Origin of the sequence: Mucilaginibacter flavus (assembly GCF_030409315.1) — a bacterium.
GTDB classification, from domain to species: Bacteria; Bacteroidota; Bacteroidia; order Sphingobacteriales; family Sphingobacteriaceae; genus Mucilaginibacter; species Mucilaginibacter flavus.
Genome location: NZ_JAUFPS010000035.1, coordinates 82,350 through 101,039, shown reverse-complemented (window position 1 = coordinate 101,039; position 18,690 = coordinate 82,350). Strand labels below are relative to the sequence as shown.

Below are 18,690 nucleotides of genomic sequence, written 5' to 3'. Positions count from 1 at the left end.
ACGACAACGTTTTACATCTTTTAGCTTTAAGCCTTCGGCCTTCAGCTAAAACCTACATATTAGCCATCTTCACGGTAAACTTGCCATCCAGTGTACCCGTTGTGCTGTAGCCTTCCAATTTGGCATGTACTGTACCCTTAAAAGCGCCATCGGTAAAGCTGATAATATTGATGTTGCCGCCCGCGCAGTGTATCCCTTTTTCGTCGGGATTCTTTTTAGGGTCGTTGGCGCAGCCAAATGCTTCCTGTTTATCGGTATATATCATATAGGCGGTATTTTCTTTTGCCCGCTTAATGGCGTATTGCCCCGGTGCCATCCCTTTAAAGGTAAGCGTAAACATAATTTGTTTTACACCCGCGTACCGGGCATTTTTGGTTACCATAAAATGGCCCATAAACTGCATGGTGGTAATATTGCTTTCCCTTACGTAAAAGGCTTTGGCATTGCTCATGGCTACATCCATATTGATGCCTTTAGCAGCGGTGGCTGCCCTGGCCTGCGCGCTTACCTGGGCAAGCTGAGCCTGCAGCGCTGCCATTTTTGCCTGCTGGGCGGCGCTGGCGCTGGGCGGTAATTGCATCCCGGCCAGCTGGTTCATCTGGTTGTCATTGGGTTTGATAGTGTATTTTTCCTGCACAATACCTGCTGTAGGGGCATCAAAATAAAATACAATGGGGTTATCCTCTATGTAGATGGTTTGCAGCAAAATTATTTTGGCCAGGCCCGGGCGATTGGGTACAAGCTCAACACTAATGGTGGCGCACTTACCGGCAGGGATAGTAGCAGGAGCTTTGTAGGTAGCAAAATCATCATGTATATCAAGGCTACCTGCGCCTTGTTCCATAATTTTCCAGTTTTTTATTTGGTAAGGCTCGTTTGCCGGGTTCCTGGTATCATACCGGTAATCCTGCCCGTAATTGGCATCGCCCGGATTCATGGTCGCCGGGTCGCCCGGAAAAATCCGCAATTCCACGCTGATTTGTATTTGTTCGCCGGTTTCTACAATCTCTTTGTCGGGTTTCAGTGCAAAGGCCACTGCCCGGCGCGCAATAGCCTGGTCAAGTTGTTGCGGTGTGTATTGCTGCGCATTCACTGCCTGAATACCGCAAACAAGCCCAAACGCAATTATTAATATTTTTCTCATACTTCAATTTTTTTATGTTTTTATTCTTTGCTTTTTGGCGCTTTAATTATTCCGTTTTAATGCCTTAAATCTTGGCTCTTGATTCTTCTTCACCTCCCGCCTTCCAATACCCAGCGCGAGCTTTCGGCATCGTCCCAAATGGCGGTGCTTTGCAGCGCGCCGCTCTCCATATTGAGGTAAGTGTTGTTACCCACGTTCCTGATGCGCACCCTGTCAGAATTTGGTACAGGTTCTATATACCACATGCTGCCGGCGTATTGGTTGTTGTTACTAAGTTCAACAGTGCCGGGTTTGCCACTGCTCAGGCAGCTAAACAACCCTTTGCCCTTAATGATATAATAGTTGGTGCCATTAACCGGCAGTATTTCCCATTGCAATATCACGTGGGTTTGATCGGTATTATTGGTGGTTAAAAAGCCCGTGCGGTTATCAATGTAGGTGCCTTTCCAACTATTACGTATGGCGTAAAACGCGCCCCTGTTGAAGCCGAAGGAGGCGGCAGGTGGTGGGGGAGGAACACCCATGTTTTGCGTATTTAAAACCGTACCAACCGGCGATCCCTGGTTCATAAGGTAGGTAGCCGTTACCTTTGGTTTCTCATTAAGCGGCACTATGAAAATGGCTGTAGTGCTTATAGTTTCGCCGGCTTTAATCCAGTAACCTATATCAACAAAGCGTTTGTTTTTAACGGTTTTGTTTGGATCTCTTTGGTCTTTGTCATCAACCTGGGCAAATACGGTACAAGGGTTGGCCTGCAGGGTAGCTTGTTTGGAAGTAAAGCGGGCACCGGTGGCATTTAAAACATCAAACTGTACAATATATGGCGATATTTCATTCAATAAGATAAACCCGGTACGGTACAAAATAATCTTCGACTCGGGCGAGGTATTGGTCACAAAAAACTTTACAGAAAACCGGCTGAAATTGCCTTTGTCGCTTACTGCTTTTACTTCCTCGCTGTTGATGTGGTAACCCATGCTAAGGCCGTTTAACTCGGCCGGTTGAGTATCGGTAACATCGAATACCTGCTGCTGTTGTTGGGCATGTAATGGAACGGCAAACGCAAAAACTGCAAAAAGGCAGATGATTAATTTAGTTTTCATATCACTTGGTTTTAGGGTTGTCAAGCAGGGTAGGCAGGCTGGTTAAATCAATATTGGCCAATGCTTTTGTAATAAGATCATTACCGCCTTCAATTTTTACAATGATGTTGAAAATGCTAAGCTTGTTGATGGCCGGCGCGTATACTGGTGTAATGCTTTTTATGCTGCCATTGCCAGGCACTATGGTAAATTGCCCGTAATAAATGTATAATTTATTAGGAATCCAGGTGCCATCACTGTCTTTAAATTCGGCTACGTGAACATCAAAAACGGCATCGGGAATGGTGTGTTTAATCACGGCGGCATAATCGCTGCCGGTTACGCCACGGCCGGCCGTTTCGGGATGTTGCGCGTTAATAATTACGCTCACTTTGAGCTTATAGTCAGCTTCCATCTTTTTGTAGTCGGGCATCGGGCCTTGAAGTTGTTTGCTGCGGGCATTTAAGGTTTTATTGAGTTCGTCGGCAGTGATTTTTCCGGCTTTAAATAGCGTGGTTAGTGAATCGCTAACGGCCAAAACCGCTTTTAAGTAGGCACCGCCATTAAAAGTACCAGCGGCAGGTAGTACCGGCATCTTCTCGAACGTTAAGCCATAAGCGTCATCCTGTATAAAGGGTCTTTCGGCAGCACTTACTGAAACTTTGGTACGGGGAGGGTTATCGGGGCTGCAAGGTTCAATTTCTGATAGCGGACCGGTAACATCAATGGTAGCCTTGGTTTCCAGGTACAGTAAGTCGCCAGGCGCTCTTTTTCCGCCCTCGTTTTCACGGTGACTGATGTTTGGCACAAGGTTATGCAGGGCCTGCTGTACGTGGTTAAAAATTCTCCACAACAACGCGTTTTCGCAAGCCGATGGAGTGCGCCCAATTTCAGGGTTGTAGAATTTTGCATAGATGGTAGGGTCGCAATTGCAGCCGGGCAGTTTATCGCTCTGCTCATATTTGGGCTCGCGAAAAGCCTGGAATGTGCCCGAGATAGTGCCATGTATTTTGTTTATGACTCCGCCCGTGCCCTGCACTTCATAAACGGCATTACCGGCAAATGTAAAATACAGTTCGCCGGAGGTAAAGGTGTTGTAATGGATACGGATTGGACGATGATCGTTATCCGGGTGGATGTAAAAAGTAGTATTGGTTTTGCCAAGAATATTAAACTGATCGCCCTCAAACTTATCGCGGTAAACCACATCGGTATCGGCTTTATCATCCAGTATAATAATGCCGATATCAAAAGCGCCGTTCACAAATAAATGCCGCTCGCCATTGTTAGGGTTGGCGTACCAATACATATCGTAATTTTTATACTTTATGAGTGGGATGGTGACATTCTTATGTATAGGTGGCCCGCCATCAAGCGGACTAAACGTATAATTGAACGTGCCCGCAGGTTGCGCCATGCCTTTTATCACGCAGCAAAATAACAGCAGGGTAATGAAATGTTTTTTCATGGCGCAGCTGTTAAAGATCATGATGACATAGGTACAACTCGCCGGTTATTACGTTAACGGCTGTAAAATAAACTACATCTTTTCCGTTGATGGTTACCTTAACCGGGAAATCGGCATTCTCAAACCTGGTGTTGTCGCTAAAGCAAAGGCAATGATCGCCGGGCCAGCAAAAGGCATCATCATTTGCGCCAATAAAAAGGTGTTTTAGCTCTAAAGGATATTGAATTACCTGGGCAAGCTTATTGTTTTTCATTATCGCGGTACTGCCTTTGGCAGAGGGGAAAAATATGGCACCGCTGTTACGTATCCAGGCATAACCGCCATAATCAGCTAAAGGCACTTTTCTGCCATCCATCAGGTAGGCTATACTGCCATCGGCAGTTGTATTGATCACCGCGCTCATCTTGCCATCCGGGCTTACCAGGGGCGAACTCGTTACCATGTGGGGCAGGGTGATAGTTTGCCCTGTAGAACTGGTCATTACATAACTAACGCCTTTTCCGTAGCTCATGCCCATGGCTACTACCACCGACGAATCATTGTTGTGCGATACCATAGCCGACATAAACCGGGCAAAGGGCTTGCCATTAAACGTAAACTCCTGGTCTATTTTGCCCGGCTGCCTGCCGCTTTGTACGTGCGGACCTTTTTTTAGCATGGCGGCCTCCATATCATGATTGCTGAAATCTTTACTTTGAAAATCCATTTCGCTGCCATTATACGCATCGTTAAAAGATACATTTAGCGGTGGCTTTTGCGCCGTTTTTTGCAGTTTTCCGTTTTGATAGTCGTAAACGCCAAGCACATCGGCAATCTGGGCTACAAATTGGTTGTTAACCACTTTAAATGATAAAAAATGTAAGCCAAAATTGCCCCCGCCTTCACCACCCATGGCCGTGCTAATTTCGCCTTTAGTATATACTTTAATGAGTGTACCAAACTGGGCCGGGTTGGTAAATTTGCCATCAGAAGAGGCCGGTGAGGTATTGGCAGGCGGCGTATCGGCAGTGCCCACCACGCTGCCAACTTTACTTTTCAATTTCTTTAAAAATTGCGCGTTTACGGCATTGGTAACCGTAAGCAGCAAAAGGATGTAAACTAATTTTCTCATTTTATTTAGGGTTAATGATTTTCAGGCTTCAATAAGTTGTGGTAAAGATTTGGGGGCCAAAACGGGTTTGTTTTCCTCTATAAAAGGCATATAATAAGCAGTGAGGTTGAGGATAATCATCACCGACGAGAAAAAGTAAAGGCCCATAAAAAAGGCTATCGACACATGGAAAATAACAATGCCTGCCAGCCACCATTTGCGGGTTTGCTGTATGTTGATGAACAGGGGATACAGCAACTCAAGCATAACCGTGGCCCAGCCAATGAGCAGGGGGATAGGCGTATTGTACAGAAAATCGAAATTAACAGATTCGGTAGCGTTATAACCGTGCAACATGCGCCAGATGGATTCGCCGTTGCGCCAGTTGTAACCCATTAGTTTTTCAAGTCCCGAGAAAAAGTACATGATACAAACATGGGTTTGAAAAAGCTTTAAACATTTACTTATCCTATCGGCAGATGGTGAAACTTTTTTAAACCACAAAACATCCAGCGAAAACAAACTGCCAATCGGGAAAACGCAACAGTAAAACAAGGCTATTGATGTAAACAGATCTACCCCATAGCTGTAATACTCCATTGAATTGGTTATCACCAGGTGTAGGGCCAGCGACAAAATAGCCGCCGGGCGCGTAAATAATCCAGCCAGTAAAAACAGCAGCGTTAGTGGATAAAGTATCCTGAAAAATAGTAAAACGGCTTCATAACTTATGGGGATAATACCCTGTATGCTTTTATATATGCTGTATATGGATGGGAGTAAAAAATCGCGGGTAGCGTTGGCAATATCCGGCGACACAAAAGCATGTGCCGAAAATATATTGTCAAAATCAGGCTGTAAGGCCATAAAATGGGCAAAGGATATCAGGGCTATGCCGCAGCGCAGGCAAACCATCCACAATGGGTTTTGTGTGGTGGCCACGGGTTGTTTAAAAATATTTTTAATGAAGGTTTTCATTTGCTAATTTTTACCTCCTTAAGCTTTATTAAATAGGGTTGGCGGTTGCCCGCGGTGTACTCTTTAAGGGTGGGGAAACCAACAATGTTATAGCTTACAAACAAGCTATCCTGGGTGCATTTATTTTGATTGTAAATTTTTACCGCTATGCTTTTAAACAGCAGGTCCATAAAGCGGTCTTCAAGTTTGTGATCGGTAGAATCACGGGAATCTATAAGGTTATTGGTAACCCGGGCCGATAGTACAGAAAAACGCATTGCGGCCTCAAAGCCGTTAAAAAGTGCAGTATACTTTTTACCGCCGCTTTCGCCAATGATCAGTCCGCTGGCTCGTATATTGGGCGCAAAATAACCATAGGGCGATCCTGCGGCAGTTAGTTTTCCATAATATCTGAAAGGGGTGTTAAAAAACAGGTTGTTATAAAAATATTGTACAGGAGCGTTTTCTTTTACTTTGTAAAACCGGTATAATTTATCGTAAGCAAAAAATACCGAGGTTAACACAATAAACACAATGTGAAACCTGCTCCAAATACTAAATATAACCGCCCTGGTTTTCATAAAATAAAAGAATATGGCCGGCAGCTTAAGCCGCCAGCCAGTACTCACCCTAATTATTAATTTTTATAAGCTTCAAGTACAGATGTCATCGCAGCTACCGAAGCTACACTGGCGCTTGAAGCGTAAATACCACGTTGGGTTACTTCAATATCTTCGCCTACAGGTTTGTTAACAGTGGTTTCGGTAAATACTTCGGCACCAACAGTTTTATCAGCTACGCTGTAGCCTGTTAGTTTTGGGTATTTTGAATCGGTTACCTTTTTGTAGGTTACCGTAGTTTGCTGGCTGAAATTTTTGATGCCATACTCTTTGGCAAAAATGTCTTTCAATTTGCTTTTGTTGGCATCGCTCATAGGCACAATGGTGTGCGCTGTGTATAAGCTGGTGCTTAGCTTGGTAAAACCTAATTTTTGAGCGTTTTTAAAGAATGAGAATGCCACAATGCACGTAATGCCCAGCATTACTGATAATAATTTTTTCATTTTTTGTTTTGTTTGTTTTTTGTTTCTACTCGTATGGCTTTTCGATTTCGCCCCGTTTTTCCGGTTTCTGGTCTCCGTTAATTAACTATGATTTGGTTTGGGGTTAATTCTTTGTAAATGTGGTAGCCGAAATGGAGGTGGTTACATTGATGATCTGCGTGTTTTTAGGATCGGTATTGTCGTAGTAATTGCCTCTTAAGTTAACGTCTGTTATTTTTAATGAGAAGGTATTGCCTGAGCCTGCGAGCACTGCCGAACCGCCGGAAATTGAGGAGTATATACCGGTGTTTTCTTTGTTTTTTAAATCGGTTTCAAATACCAGTAAGCCCACCTGGTTGTCGGCAGGTGTGGTGTCGGTATCGCCAATAACAGCATAGGTGCCCACGCCGGAGGTTCCTTTTTTAAATATGAAGTTTACCAGCAGTTTTGTGGAGTTGTCATCGGCTATGGCAGAGTCGGTAACGGCGTCAATTGTAGCAGAAGATGAACTGTGTAAGCCTTTTGAGGTGTAGGCTTTTCCCCTGAAAGTAAATTTGGCCGCAACTTTAGTGGGCGTGTTGTCGTTGTTTTTTGAGCAGGATGCCATAAACAAACCTGCTAAAAGCGCTAAGCATAAGAATTGATTTTTCATAAGATGTGTGTTTAGATTTGTATATAAATTTTTGTTTTTCATAGGTAGATTAAGAGTAGGGGGGATTACATTTTTACAAACTCAACTCGGCGGTTATTGGCTTTGCCTTCAATAGTCACATTATCGCTAATGGGTTTGGTATCACCAAAACCTTTGGTTGTAAGGCGTGCTGCATCAATGCCCATAGTTACCAATTGCGCTTTAACAGCATCGGCACGTTGTTGTGAAAGGGTTAGGTTGTGCGCTGGCGTACCGCTGTTATCGGTATGGCCGCCAACCTGGAATTTTATTTCGGGATTATCCTTCAGTACTGATACGATCATGTTAAGCGTACCCATACTCTCGGGTTTAATACTGGCCTTGTCAATATCAAAGTTGATACCGTGGGTAATTATTTTGGCATCAGTGAATTTTTTGCCCAGCATGTTCATGCCGCCGCCGCTGGCCACCCTCATGTTGGCCAAAATAATCGGCTGATCAGCATTGCCTATTCCTTCAATATCAAATGCATGTGGTGTAATACCCATATTAGGTACTACCAGGATGCGATACTGATCAACATAAATTTTTAACTGGTTCTTTTTACAAGCTATGGCCACGTGATGCCATTTATTGGCGTAATTATCACCATTTGAAGGTGTTTTTCCCGATAGATCTACCTTACCAATCTCCGAACCAAATTGAGCACCTGCACCGGATTCGCCGGGAGAAATACTAATATTACCCAGGTCGTTGTGGGCCGCTGTGGCATCGGCATTACTGCTATAAAAATAAATGCGTGGACCGTAGCCACCATTAAAAAAGCTGTCAAACTCGATAGTGAAGGCGTCGCCTAAATAAGATGGCGATTTGATAAGCGGACTAACATGCGCGTAGTTACCATCGGTAATTAAAAGTGATTTTACGTCCCCGGTTTGGTTTACTACCGCCTGGCCTGCCCCAAGGTTCCAATGAGCGGGGAACTCGCCGGTCTGATCATCATCAAAATGATCTTCAAATAATATTTTATCGCCGGGGACAAAGTCATAATTGTTAAATGCTTTAAAATTGGGGACGGTTTGGGCTGTGCCGGCACTTGCGGTAACGCTGGTATTTGCACTAACATTTGCCGCTGCATTGCCTCTGTTAACAGTTGTGGCGGTAGTGGTGTTGCCGCCGCTGGTAGCTGTACCGGTTAAAATGGTATCGGCCGTATTTACTACTTTATCTGTGGCCTTATCCAGGTGCTGATCTATTTTGGCGTTTGCCTTGGTTTTTAGTTTGTCTTTTGCCTTGTTAAGGATGTTGCCAAATTGTGCCTGTGCGGTAAAGCAGGCAAAAAACAGGAACAGGGCAGGTAATGTCTTTTTCATTTCGATGTTTTTTGGTAACACGAAAGTGACAAATACGCAAATGGGTTCCGGGCGTTTTTAGTAAGTGGTTATTTTGGGTAGTAAGTGGCGGAGAAGATTTCGGATTTGGGATGTTCGATTTCGGATTTATTATTTTTATTGGCAGCTTGGAATCTGTGTACCTGGGAGAAGTGCTAATCCCAACTCAAATAAATCAGATATCGAAAGAACTGTCTTGCCGGCTACCCAAACGCGGGCCACAAGCTGGGAGACCCCGAGCGGACGGGAAATTAAAATGTGCAAATCCCAAATCAAATAAATCCGAAATCGAACATCCCAAATCCGATATCAAATAGTAGCTAATTGCTCCAAAAAGGCTGTTTTTCTTCTGCGGCTTACTTCAATTTCGGTGTTATCGCTCATGACAACAGTGCCGCCGTCGCCTTTGATATATTTTTTGATGTGGTTGAGGTTGATGAGGTAGGAGTGGTGGATGCGAAAAAAGTAATGCGCCTGCAAAATATCGTCAAACTCCTTTAGGTTTTTGGTTGATGTGATGCTGGTGCCGCATAGGTGCACATCGGTGTACACATTATCGGCCTTGCAGTAAATAATATCGTTAATGTTTACAAACTCAATGGCACTTACAGATGTTATGGCTATTTTGCCGAAATTGGTTTTTGGCTGCTGTAACTGGTTTAGCAGATGAGGCACCTGTTGAGCCGCTTGCCTGGGCTGATCCTGTAGCCGATCAATTGCTTTGGTAAGATCATCAAGATCAATTGGCTTTAACAGAAAATCAATAGCCGAAAGTTTGATGGCATTGAGCGCGTAGTGGTTGTGGGCCGATACAAAAATGATTTTAAAATCAACCTTACCTAACTCTTTCAACATATCAAAAGCGTTTTTGCCGGGCATCTCTACATCCAGAAAAACCACATCAGGCTTGTACATATCAATCCGTTTAATTCCTTCGTCGGCACCGGCGGCTGTGGCCACTACTTTAATGTGCTCAAAATTCTGACTAATCAGCTGCAACAAAATGTTGCGTCCGCGTGGCTCGTCGTCAATAACTATGGCTTTCAACATATATTAAAATTGTAAAGGTATGCTAATGGTAATTTTTGTGCCCGATGCCTCTCCGTTGGCTTGTTCCAGGTCGTCTATTTTAATGGCTGCTTCGTTTTGTAGCAGGGCAAGGCGCTCTTCGGTAATTTTTATGCCCATGCTTTGTTTTTGAGTACCATTAATGGTTTTAAACTCTGCAGATCGTACCCTTCCAACTCCATTATCTTCAATAAGGCAAAGCAAAACGCCCTTTTCCTGTTTAAAACTGATGGTTAGTTTTTTATCCCCTTTTTTATGGATGAGGCCATGCCATAGCGCGTTTTCGGCAAAGGGCTGAATGATCATGGTGGGTATCCTGATAAAGGAGGGGTGGATGTTGGCATCGGTTTGAATATCAAACTCAAAATCATCGTTAAAACGCAGTTTTTCCAAACTAAGGTATAAGCGCAGTGTTTCAATTTCAGCCTCCAGTGTAATGAATTGTTTTTCGGAGTTTTCCAGTATCATCCTCACCAATTTTGAAAAACTGGAAAGGTAGGTATATGCCGCTTTGGTATTTTTACTCACAATACATTCCTGTATGGAGTTGAGCGCGTTAAAAATAAAATGTGGGTTCATTTGCGCGCGAAGAGCCCGCATTTCAAGATCTGATAATTGAAGTTTTATCGCCGCCTTTTTACGCTCCCGGCGGCGCTCATTACGGATGATAAACACTAACGATGAGGCAGCAAATAGTACCAAAAGGGTTTCAAACCACCAGCTTTTCCAAAACGGGGGTTTTATAATAAACACCAAATGTTTTTCGGCACTAACCAAACCATCAGATGTAGCCGCTTTGTATCTGAAGGTATAAGTGCCGGCTGGCAAACTGTTGTAATTGATACTGCCTTTGTTGCCTACATAGTTCCAATCTTTATCTATTTTATCAAGCTTACCATAATACCGGTTTTGCAACGGGTTGGTATAATTAATTAATGCCCAGTTAAAAGTTACCTTCCTGCTGCCGGCAGGTATAATGTATTGTGTTGATACGCTATGGTCATCGGCATTTACGCCGGTAAGCAGCAATCTTTTTTTCGCGGGTTTGCGCAGTAATTCTTGCGGGGTAAAACTTGTGAAATAGTTTTCGCCAACAAATAATATTTTTCCGTTGGGCAGTGAGCGCAGGTTGCCATTCATATCGTTGTTAATCAGTCCATCCTCTTCGGTATACTGGTTAAAAGCATGCGTGATCATGTTAAAAACTACCAGCCCTGTTTTGGTAGCTATCCACATATTGCCCCGGCCATCTAAGGTATATTCATTAATTACTTTGTTCATACCGGTTGGCAGCGGCCAGCCTTCGCTCAAATTGGTTTTAGGATCGATAGCCACAATTGTAGTATTATCAACCACCCAAAGTTTCCCGCCAACAAAATCTATATTTAGTACCCTGCTATACGGGGTGATGTTGCCATCAATGAAGCGTTCAAATTTTTTTGTAGCAGGAGTGTACTTAACCAGGCCATAATCTAAATCGGCAAGCCAGGTGTTACCAATATCGTCGGTAACTACATCGGCAACGTTAACACCTTTGGGCTTCTCGTTTGAATCGGGCAGTTTAATAACAAGCGGACTAAATTTTTTTGTAACCGGGTCATACTCCCAAATTCCACGTCGCCATGGAAAAGCCCATATTTTGCCGTTGTTGATGTAAATATTGTTGATGAAATTATAGGGGTACTGGCCCGTTTCATTTACCTTATGGCACAAAATGCTTATCTTATCGGTAGTAAGATTAAGCGATAAAACCCCGGCTGACGTAGCCAATAAAAGCTCGTTTTTACCAAAGGGAACAATATTAAGCACGGCGGCGGCGTCCTGCGCATATTCGCCACCAAGGTTGCGTATAGTGGCAGTGTAATTTTTTATGACATTAAAAGCGTCATCATAAACTACCAGGGTAAGATTTTTATCTCCACCAATCCATAGTTTGTTATTCTGGTAAAAAATGGCGGGTTCCTGGTTGGTAATGTTAGGTTGTGTACTTATAAAATGATGTTTAAAAAGCTGCCGTGTAGGATCAAGTATGTAAACGCCTTTTACTGTAGATATCCACAATAAATTATCGCGCGATACATATAAACAATGCGGGTCAAGGGAGGCCGCTTCAATAATGGGCTTCAGATCGTTGTGCTCAAACTTATCAAATGGTTCTTTAAAACTGGTAAGGTTATCACTTATCCACATGCTGTAATGATTGTCGATTGTTTTTTGTTCAACCATGGTCATTACGTGTGTTGGGGCACCTTTTATGGTATGATAATTAATTGTCTGCCGGGTTTCGGGGATAATTTGTTTCATGCCCTTGCTCCAGCAGCCAATCCAAATCCGGCCTTTATGATCCTCAAAAACGGTGTTGGCCATACCATCAAATTCGGTATCGTTTTTAACACCATCGTACTGCTCAAAAAATTGTTTTTTACGGTCAAACATCCAAACACCGTTAACTGTAGCCAGCCATAAGCGTTTTTTGCTATCAATGGTAAGCGAATTAATATCGTTATCAAAGTTTACAAATTCCCGATGGTCATCCATATTATTGATGAAATGCCGGAATGACTTTTCGGTGATATCAAACAGTAATAAGCCTCCCTCAGTAGCTATCCATAGTTTATTACCCTCGCGTGCTAAGCCGCGCATGGTATTGTTATATACTGATTGATAGGTATGGATACTGTTGGTTGCCGGATCGAGCGAGGTTAAACCACCGGCTGTAGCCATCCAGATAGTATGCTGGTCATCTTCGGTAATGCCGTTTACCTGGTTGCTTTTCATCCGGTCGTCGCCGGTAGCGTTGTCGGCCTGCCATACGTTTACTACCGAACCGTCAAAATTATTAAGGCCATATGATGTACCCATCCACATAATGCCTTTACTATCCTGAAAAAAGCAATTTACCAGGTTATCGCTCAGGCCGTCTTTCTCGCTTATATGGTAAAAGAGTAGTTTTGATTTACTTACCTGCGCGTAAAGTCCACCCGTAAAAAACAGGTAAAATAATAGTAGTGATATAGGCTTGTTAAGGCGCAAAGGCTAAGTTTAGGAAAAGGTTTGTTTTAAATTTTGCGTTAAAAGTAGCACAATATATGATTTGATACATGGAAAATATTTTTCATCGGTTTGAAAAACAGTATTTTAAGTAGTTTTACGTAGCAGCATAGTCAATTTTAGAGCAGAATTTGGTTTAATTTGCAAAGCGGCAAATGTTTGGAATAGTACAAACTTTTTAAGCCTAACCGGGTTATATACCTTGAAATTTTTCAAATAATATTAATGAGCGAGCCGGCAAATCCCCTGAGTAACCAGCAACTATTAAATGTTTTAGCTACCTACCAGTATGGTATTGCCATACATTATGGCGATGACAGCATCATTCAATGGGCCAATGATGCCATGATTGCTATTTGGGGCAAGGATAAGGAAACCGTTATAGGTAAATCATTAGAAGATGCGCTGCCTGAGTTAAAAGGACAACCTTTTATTGACATGTTCAGAAAGGTTTGGCGCGAAGGCATTACCATATCCGGTACCAACACTGCGGCCGATTTGATTGTTGACGGTATTTTACAAACCTTTTATTTTGATTTTGAATATAAGGCTATCAAAACCGGCGAAGGCAAAACCCTATGCATATTGCATACCGCCACAGATGTAACTGCCCGTTACCTGGGTCAGCAGCGCGAGCAGGATATGGCCGAAGAATTAACCGCCCTTAACGAAGAGCTGGCCGCGTCAAATGAGGAGCTAAGAACAACGAATGAAGAGTTGGTAGCATCGCAGGAGCAATATCGTGTACTTTATGAAGAACTGGCCGAAAGTAATGCCCGGTTCAGGAGTATGGTTAGGCAAGCTCCTGTAAGTATTTGCATTATACGTGCTGCCGATTTGATGATACAGGATGTGAACGACGCTTATCTTGAGTTGGTAGGCCGACCGCGGACTGAAATGGAAAACCGCACTATTTGGCAAGCCGTGCCCGAAGCAGCCGAGGTCTATGCCCCTGTTATGCAACAGGTTATTAACAGCGGTATAAAATTTGAAGCGAAAGAGCATGAATTAGTGCTGATTCGTAACGGCAATCCCGAAACTGTATTTGTTGATTTTGCCTATGAACCCATGAGATCATCTGATGGTGAAACCTACGCCATAATGGTTTTGGGCATTGAAGTTACCGAGAAAGTGATAGCCCGCAAAAGTATTGAAGATGCCGAACAACGGAGCCGCCTGGCCATTGAAGCCGGTGAAATTGGTACTTACGATCTTGATTTAAAGGCAGGCACCATGATAACATCTGATAGGTTTAACCAGATATTTGGATATGATGAGGATGTACCACGCCAAAAATTTGTTGAGGCGGTTTATCCGGATGATTTAGCAAGACGCGCGCTGGCGCAGGAGGAAGCTTACAAAAATGGCAAGCTTTTTTACGAAGGCAGAATTATTCATACAGACGGAGCCATAAGGTGGATAAGAGCTCAGGGTAACGTTTTTTACGATAAGGACGGCACTCCTGTACGCGTATTGGGTACCTTACTTGATATTACCCGTGTACAGCAGCTTAACCAACAAAAGGACGATTTTATAAGCATTGCCAGCCATGAACTTAAAACGCCAATAACCAGTTTAAAGGCCTCCTTACAATTGCTGGATAGGATAAAAGAGAATCCGTCATCGGCCATGTTACCCAAATTGATAGATCAATCAAACAGGAGTATGCAAAAAATAAGTGCCCTGGTTGAAGACCTGTTGAATGTAAGCCGCTCAAACGCGTCGCAATTAACGCTCAATAAAACAACATTTAATATAAGCGAAATGCTTAATGTTTGCTGTAACCATGTAAGGGTAGCCGGCAAATATGAATTGATTATACAGGGCGATGTTGAGTTAGAAGTTTACGCAGACGAACATGCCATTGACCAGGTGGTTGTTAACCTGGTTAATAACGCGGTTAAATATGCGCCAGAGTCGTTGAAAATTTACCTTATTGTTGAAGCTATTGATGGTTACGCCAAGGTATCCGTAAAAGATAATGGCCCCGGCATCGACCCTGCAAAACAGGTTAACCTGTTTGAACGGTATTACCAGGTAGCAACATCGGGTTTTCAAAACTCGGGCCTTGGTTTGGGTTTATATATCAGCGCCGAAATCATTAAACGCCACGGCGGGCAAATTGGAGTAGATAGTGAATTGGGTAAGGGAAGTACGTTTTGGTTTACCATACCGCTAAGCGAATAGTTTTATATTGAAGCATTATTGCAAACTTTAAAAAAAAGGCCTTACTAACGGCAAGGCCATTTTTTAGCAGGTAATTTTATAAAAAGTCGTGATCGACAGCCGATAAAATCACGCCGTTGTGCGCGTTTACCACGCCATTGGCAAAGCCATTATTATCCACGAACATTTTTTCGTTTTCGATCATAAAATGGGTGCTGCCTACCTTAAAGTTGCCTTTAATGGTTAATACTTTATCGGGGTGCTGGGCATGTATCTCGTTAAGAATATGGCTTGATAAACCGTGAAACTCGTGCTCATCAAGCTGATAAACGTCGAGTACCGGTTCTTCATGCCCATTTTGAAATATTTTGACACGGTTGCCGGTAACCTGTGCGCGCATATCCGCACGTCCCTCAATTACATTGTTTGTAATTTGTACCATGCTACCATCTAAAGTGGATATTGTGGCATTAATAGAAAGCGGGGTATTTTCGTTTTGATTATTAAACGACAGGATTCTTAAAAACTCTGTGTTGTAATCGGCATCATTTAAAGTAAGCGTATTCAGCTCGCTCAAAAATATGGTGGTGCCAAAAATGAATGCATGTTTCATAACTTTATGTGTTGGTTTATAATAGTACAAGTACTAAAAACACAAAAGGTTTTATTTATCGAAGGATTTTTGGGACTGATGGATTTTGGGACTTTTGGACTATCGGACTATGGGACGCTGGGACTTTTGGACTATTTGACTATGAGACTAAGTAGTCGACAAGCGCAAATAACAAATCCCGCCGATGCATCGACGGGATTTGTTATTTGCGGCTGTGTTAGTTTCAAGCTCCAAAAGTCCTTGCTCCTTACTCCAAAAATCTTTTGTCCAAAAGTCCCATGGTCCAAAAGTCCCATGGTCCAAAAGTCCCATAGTCCAAACAAGTCCCAAACCTACTTATCCAAACCGCCCCTGCGGGTGGCTTTGGTTTGTACCGGCCATTTAAGGCCTTCGGTTTTGGTGTTGGTTGTTTTAACCGGATCTTCGCTTGCCATGTAGGCCATAATAGCGGCTAAGATGGCGTTGTTTTTAAGGTCGTCAAAAACTACTTTGTCATAAGTATCACGGTTGGTGTGCCAGGTATATGAACCGTACGACCAGTTAAGCGAACTTAACGAAAAGCCCGGCGCGCCAACTGCTACAAACGATGCAAAATCAGATCCGCCACCACCCGGCGTGCCTGGAAAGTTGGTTTTAATCCTGTTTTTAATAGTATCAGGTACAGCGGCAAGCCAACGGGTTAAGTAATCTTTTGACTCTACAAAACCCTGGCCTCCGATGTTAACTACACGGCCTGTACCGTTATCCTGGTTAAACAAGGCTTGCAGGTTTGCCACAATTTCGGGATGATCTTCAACAAAGGCGCGTGAACCGTTAAGGCCTTCTTCCTCGCTACCCCAATGGCCAACTAAAATGGTACGTTTTGGATGCGGATAAAATTTCTTTAACAAACGCATAGCTTCCATCATGGTTAAAGTGCCTGTGCCATTATCTGTGGCACCTGTGCCGCCATCCCATGAGTCAAAATGTGCTGATAACATTACGTATTCGTTTGGTTTTTCGCTGCCCTTAATTTCGGCAATGGTATTAAAGGTAGGCACTACACCAAGTTCTTTAGATTCGCAATGAATGGCGATTTTAGGGCTTTGGCCGCCATCTGTTAACCGGTAAAGCATGCCATAATCTTCCAGCGCGATATCAACGGTAGGAATGGTTTTGGTATACGCGCTAAATATCTTATCAACCCCAAATCCTTGCGACCAGTTGTTGGTAATAATGCCCGCCGCACCCGCGTTTTCAAGCGCTACAGGCAATGTTTTATTGTTAAAGCCGGTTTTGCTGACGCGCTTTTTCCATGCATCGGTTTGCGCGCTGCGATCGGCCTTCATTTTATCAAATGATTCTTTGGTGGCAAATTCGGTCCAGTTATAATCCGCGCGTCCGGTTGGCTGTAGCATTGATATCATTACAAACTTGCCTTTAACCTTTGGTAACCATTGCGCAAAGGCAGTGGAATCGGCCACATCCGGTAAAATGATTAGTTCGGCAGTAACGGTTTTATTGCCCATGCCGGGGCTCCAGGCTAATTGGGTACCCTCTAATGATTTTACTCTGGGCGCGATCATGTCAATGTGCGAAACACCACGTTCCCAGCCGCGCCATTCGCCCCATTTTTCATTGTGGGCTTTAATATCCCAGGTTTTATATTTGGCTACCGCCCAATCATTGGCTTGTTTCATTTGCGGCGTACCCACCAAACGCGGCCCTATGCCATCAAAAAGCTCATGCGCAAGTTTTTCCAGTTGTGAGTTACTGGTTTCTTCGGTCATGATGTTGTTTATAACAGGATTACTTGATTGAGCGCCCGCAATGCCGCTGCAAAGCATCATGCCCGCAACAATTGGCAATGCCCTTTGCCATAGGTTGAAGCTTAAATTTGTGTTAAAGTGTTTCATAAACCTAATTTATGAAAAAGGAAGGAGGTTAAAGCTAAACCGGTTTCAGGTAGAATAATTGTTACATTGAATCACAATTATGTACTTAAATTAGCCGGGTATTGATAACCTTACACAAATGCTAATTACTAAAAATATAATCCCCGCTTTTATTGTTTTTATATTAATGTTAGGATGTAGGCAGCCGTCAAAAGATAAAACGGTTGCTGAACCTGTGGTTGTTAAAGCTAAACCGATAATTGTTGATACCATAAAAAAAGTGCCTGCCAAGCCAATTGATGTCGACTCTCTGGCGAACTATTATATAGCACACGCCAAAAATGAATTGGTAGCCATGGCACGAAAGGAAACCACGGTAAAAGAAGAGGCTTTATTTGACCAGGAAGAGAAAATTGGCTCGACCAACTATCAAAGGTTTAACATCGGTCACGATTTTATTGATGAGGACGGTGCCAGGTTTATATCTGATAGCTGGATTTATATTGATAGTGCTACCGGTAAAATATTTGAATCTGACCCTAATGGGGCGCTGATAAAGTGGAGTAATTAATTGAGAGGTAATTAGTCGTCCTCTTCTAACTCATTTACAATTTCAACCGCGCCGAAAACAGAAAGACCTTTGAGTACTAAAACCTTGCTCGATCTGTTTTTACGGATCAGAAAACTTCTGTCGTCTTCCATTTCCGAAAGGATGTGGGTGGTATCGCTTTCTATGCGCCAGTCTGTTGGGATAGCTATGGTTACCTGGCCAAAAGCCTGCGAAATATCTAAAAAGGCAGTGCCGGTTATATCCGCGTGGGTAAAGTCAAGTTCGGTGTTGCCAAATACATTTCGTACACTGCCGCCTTTAAAGTCTTTTGAAAGGATAGTTCTTTTTATATCGCCAAAAATGGTGGTGGTATTGAAGCTGTCGTCGGCGTTTTGCATGGCTGTTCCTGATAAAATATTCATGAGCTTGATGATTAATGTGATACAAATGTATACCGATGCCGCCGGGGAGACTAAGCTATATCTGCAGGACGATTAAACTTGTCGGTAAAAGCCGGGAAAATATCGGTGAAAAAAATATTGGCCGGCAATTACCGGGCGCGA

Annotated in this window: 16 protein-coding genes; 2 read left to right on the top strand and 14 right to left on the bottom strand. The window is 43.2% G+C overall.

The features are described 5' to 3' along the window. Window positions 1–52 precede the first annotated feature (52 nt). From QWZ17_RS16420 to QWZ17_RS16370, 11 genes are all read right to left on the bottom strand, one after another. The gene (locus QWZ17_RS16420; RefSeq protein ID WP_290306360.1) at window positions 53–1,144 is read right to left on the bottom strand and encodes a hypothetical protein; all 1,092 of its coding nucleotides are present in this window, start codon (window positions 1,142–1,144) and stop codon (window positions 53–55) included. Window positions 1,145–1,233: 89 nt separating this feature from the next. Beyond that, window positions 1,234–2,247 (bottom strand): RICIN domain-containing protein, encoded by a 1,014-nt coding sequence (locus QWZ17_RS16415; protein ID WP_290306359.1) that lies wholly within the window; start codon window positions 2,245–2,247, stop codon window positions 1,234–1,236. Window position 2,248: 1 nt separating this feature from the next. Next, entirely contained in the window at window positions 2,249–3,694 is a 1,446-nt protein-coding gene (locus tag QWZ17_RS16410) for a hypothetical protein (RefSeq protein WP_290306358.1), read from the bottom strand. Window positions 3,695–3,704: 10 nt separating this feature from the next. Beyond that, window positions 3,705–4,805: a hypothetical protein gene (locus tag QWZ17_RS16405; protein WP_290306356.1), complete on the bottom strand. Its 1,101-nt coding sequence runs from the start codon at window positions 4,803–4,805 to the stop codon at window positions 3,705–3,707. Window positions 4,806–4,826: 21 nt separating this feature from the next. Next, complete coding sequence (locus tag QWZ17_RS16400) at window positions 4,827–5,762, bottom strand: HTTM domain-containing protein (protein ID WP_290306355.1); 936 nt, start codon at window positions 5,760–5,762, stop codon at window positions 4,827–4,829. After that, on the bottom strand, window positions 5,759–6,322 hold the full coding sequence (locus tag QWZ17_RS16395; protein WP_290306354.1) for a hypothetical protein: 564 nt from the start codon (window positions 6,320–6,322) through the stop codon (window positions 5,759–5,761). The genes QWZ17_RS16400 and QWZ17_RS16395 overlap by 4 nt, the downstream gene beginning before the upstream one ends. 56 nt (window positions 6,323–6,378) lie before the next feature. Next, window positions 6,379–6,804: a hypothetical protein gene (locus tag QWZ17_RS16390; protein ID WP_290306352.1), complete on the bottom strand. Its 426-nt coding sequence runs from the start codon at window positions 6,802–6,804 to the stop codon at window positions 6,379–6,381. A 103-nt stretch (window positions 6,805–6,907) separates the two neighbouring features. Next, the gene (locus QWZ17_RS16385) at window positions 6,908–7,435 is read right to left on the bottom strand and encodes a hypothetical protein (RefSeq protein WP_290306351.1); all 528 of its coding nucleotides are present in this window, start codon (window positions 7,433–7,435) and stop codon (window positions 6,908–6,910) included. A gap of 65 nt (window positions 7,436–7,500) precedes the next feature. Then, on the bottom strand, window positions 7,501–8,787 hold the full coding sequence (locus QWZ17_RS16380) for an OmpA family protein (protein WP_290306350.1): 1,287 nt from the start codon (window positions 8,785–8,787) through the stop codon (window positions 7,501–7,503). Window positions 8,788–9,114: 327 nt separating this feature from the next. Continuing rightward, window positions 9,115–9,855: a LytR/AlgR family response regulator transcription factor gene (locus tag QWZ17_RS16375; RefSeq protein ID WP_290306349.1), complete on the bottom strand. Its 741-nt coding sequence runs from the start codon at window positions 9,853–9,855 to the stop codon at window positions 9,115–9,117. Between the two features lie 3 nt (window positions 9,856–9,858). After that, window positions 9,859–12,906, bottom strand: coding sequence for a sensor histidine kinase (locus tag QWZ17_RS16370; RefSeq protein ID WP_290306348.1), 3,048 nt, complete (start codon window positions 12,904–12,906; stop codon window positions 9,859–9,861). A 243-nt stretch (window positions 12,907–13,149) separates the two neighbouring features. Between QWZ17_RS16370 and QWZ17_RS16365 the strand changes: the two genes are divergently transcribed. Continuing rightward, on the top strand, window positions 13,150–15,111 hold the full coding sequence (locus QWZ17_RS16365) for an ATP-binding protein (RefSeq protein WP_290306347.1): 1,962 nt from the start codon (window positions 13,150–13,152) through the stop codon (window positions 15,109–15,111). 76 nt (window positions 15,112–15,187) lie between these two features. Here QWZ17_RS16365 and QWZ17_RS16360 read toward each other — a convergent pair whose 3' ends face one another. Together QWZ17_RS16360 and QWZ17_RS16355 are read right to left on the bottom strand one after the other, a co-directional pair. Continuing rightward, complete coding sequence (locus QWZ17_RS16360; protein ID WP_290306346.1) at window positions 15,188–15,703, bottom strand: hypothetical protein; 516 nt, start codon at window positions 15,701–15,703, stop codon at window positions 15,188–15,190. A 332-nt stretch (window positions 15,704–16,035) separates the two neighbouring features. Further along, window positions 16,036–17,598: a M20/M25/M40 family metallo-hydrolase gene (locus QWZ17_RS16355; RefSeq protein WP_290306345.1), complete on the bottom strand. Its 1,563-nt coding sequence runs from the start codon at window positions 17,596–17,598 to the stop codon at window positions 16,036–16,038. A gap of 166 nt (window positions 17,599–17,764) precedes the next feature. On the opposite strand from QWZ17_RS16355, the gene QWZ17_RS16350 reads away from it, so the two are divergent. Beyond that, entirely contained in the window at window positions 17,765–18,148 is a 384-nt protein-coding gene (locus QWZ17_RS16350) for a hypothetical protein (protein WP_290306344.1), read from the top strand. An 11-nt stretch (window positions 18,149–18,159) separates the two neighbouring features. Here QWZ17_RS16350 and QWZ17_RS16345 read toward each other — a convergent pair whose 3' ends face one another. Beyond that, window positions 18,160–18,549, bottom strand: a complete 390-nt coding sequence (locus QWZ17_RS16345; RefSeq protein WP_290306343.1) for a LiaF domain-containing protein — start codon at window positions 18,547–18,549, stop codon at window positions 18,160–18,162. Window positions 18,550–18,690 lie beyond the last annotated feature (141 nt).

Excerpts from the sequence above, each read along its gene's own strand:
- QWZ17_RS16415 (WP_290306359.1), bottom strand. The coding sequence starts at position 2,247 with ATGAAAACTAAATTAATCATCTGCCTTTTTGCAGTTTTTGCGTTTGCC.
- QWZ17_RS16405 (WP_290306356.1), bottom strand. The coding sequence starts at position 4,805 with ATGAGAAAATTAGTTTACATCCTTTTGCTGCTTACGGTTACCAATGCC.
- QWZ17_RS16360 (WP_290306346.1), bottom strand. The coding sequence starts at position 15,703 with ATGAAACATGCATTCATTTTTGGCACCACCATATTTTTGAGCGAGCTG.
- QWZ17_RS16375 (WP_290306349.1), bottom strand. The coding sequence starts at position 9,855 with ATGTTGAAAGCCATAGTTATTGACGACGAGCCACGCGGACGCAACATT.
- QWZ17_RS16350 (WP_290306344.1), top strand. The coding sequence starts at position 17,765 with ATGTTAGGATGTAGGCAGCCGTCAAAAGATAAAACGGTTGCTGAACCT.
- QWZ17_RS16345 (WP_290306343.1), bottom strand. The coding sequence starts at position 18,549 with ATGAATATTTTATCAGGAACAGCCATGCAAAACGCCGACGACAGCTTC.
- QWZ17_RS16410 (WP_290306358.1), bottom strand. The coding sequence starts at position 3,694 with ATGAAAAAACATTTCATTACCCTGCTGTTATTTTGCTGCGTGATAAAA.
- QWZ17_RS16420 (WP_290306360.1), bottom strand. The coding sequence starts at position 1,144 with ATGAGAAAAATATTAATAATTGCGTTTGGGCTTGTTTGCGGTATTCAG.
- QWZ17_RS16365 (WP_290306347.1), top strand. The coding sequence starts at position 13,150 with ATGAGCGAGCCGGCAAATCCCCTGAGTAACCAGCAACTATTAAATGTT.
- QWZ17_RS16385 (WP_290306351.1), bottom strand. The coding sequence starts at position 7,435 with ATGAAAAATCAATTCTTATGCTTAGCGCTTTTAGCAGGTTTGTTTATG.
- QWZ17_RS16400 (WP_290306355.1), bottom strand. The coding sequence starts at position 5,762 with ATGAAAACCTTCATTAAAAATATTTTTAAACAACCCGTGGCCACCACA.
- QWZ17_RS16390 (WP_290306352.1), bottom strand. The coding sequence starts at position 6,804 with ATGAAAAAATTATTATCAGTAATGCTGGGCATTACGTGCATTGTGGCA.
- QWZ17_RS16380 (WP_290306350.1), bottom strand. The coding sequence starts at position 8,787 with ATGAAAAAGACATTACCTGCCCTGTTCCTGTTTTTTGCCTGCTTTACC.
- QWZ17_RS16355 (WP_290306345.1), bottom strand. The coding sequence starts at position 17,598 with ATGAAACACTTTAACACAAATTTAAGCTTCAACCTATGGCAAAGGGCA.
- QWZ17_RS16395 (WP_290306354.1), bottom strand. The coding sequence starts at position 6,322 with ATGAAAACCAGGGCGGTTATATTTAGTATTTGGAGCAGGTTTCACATT.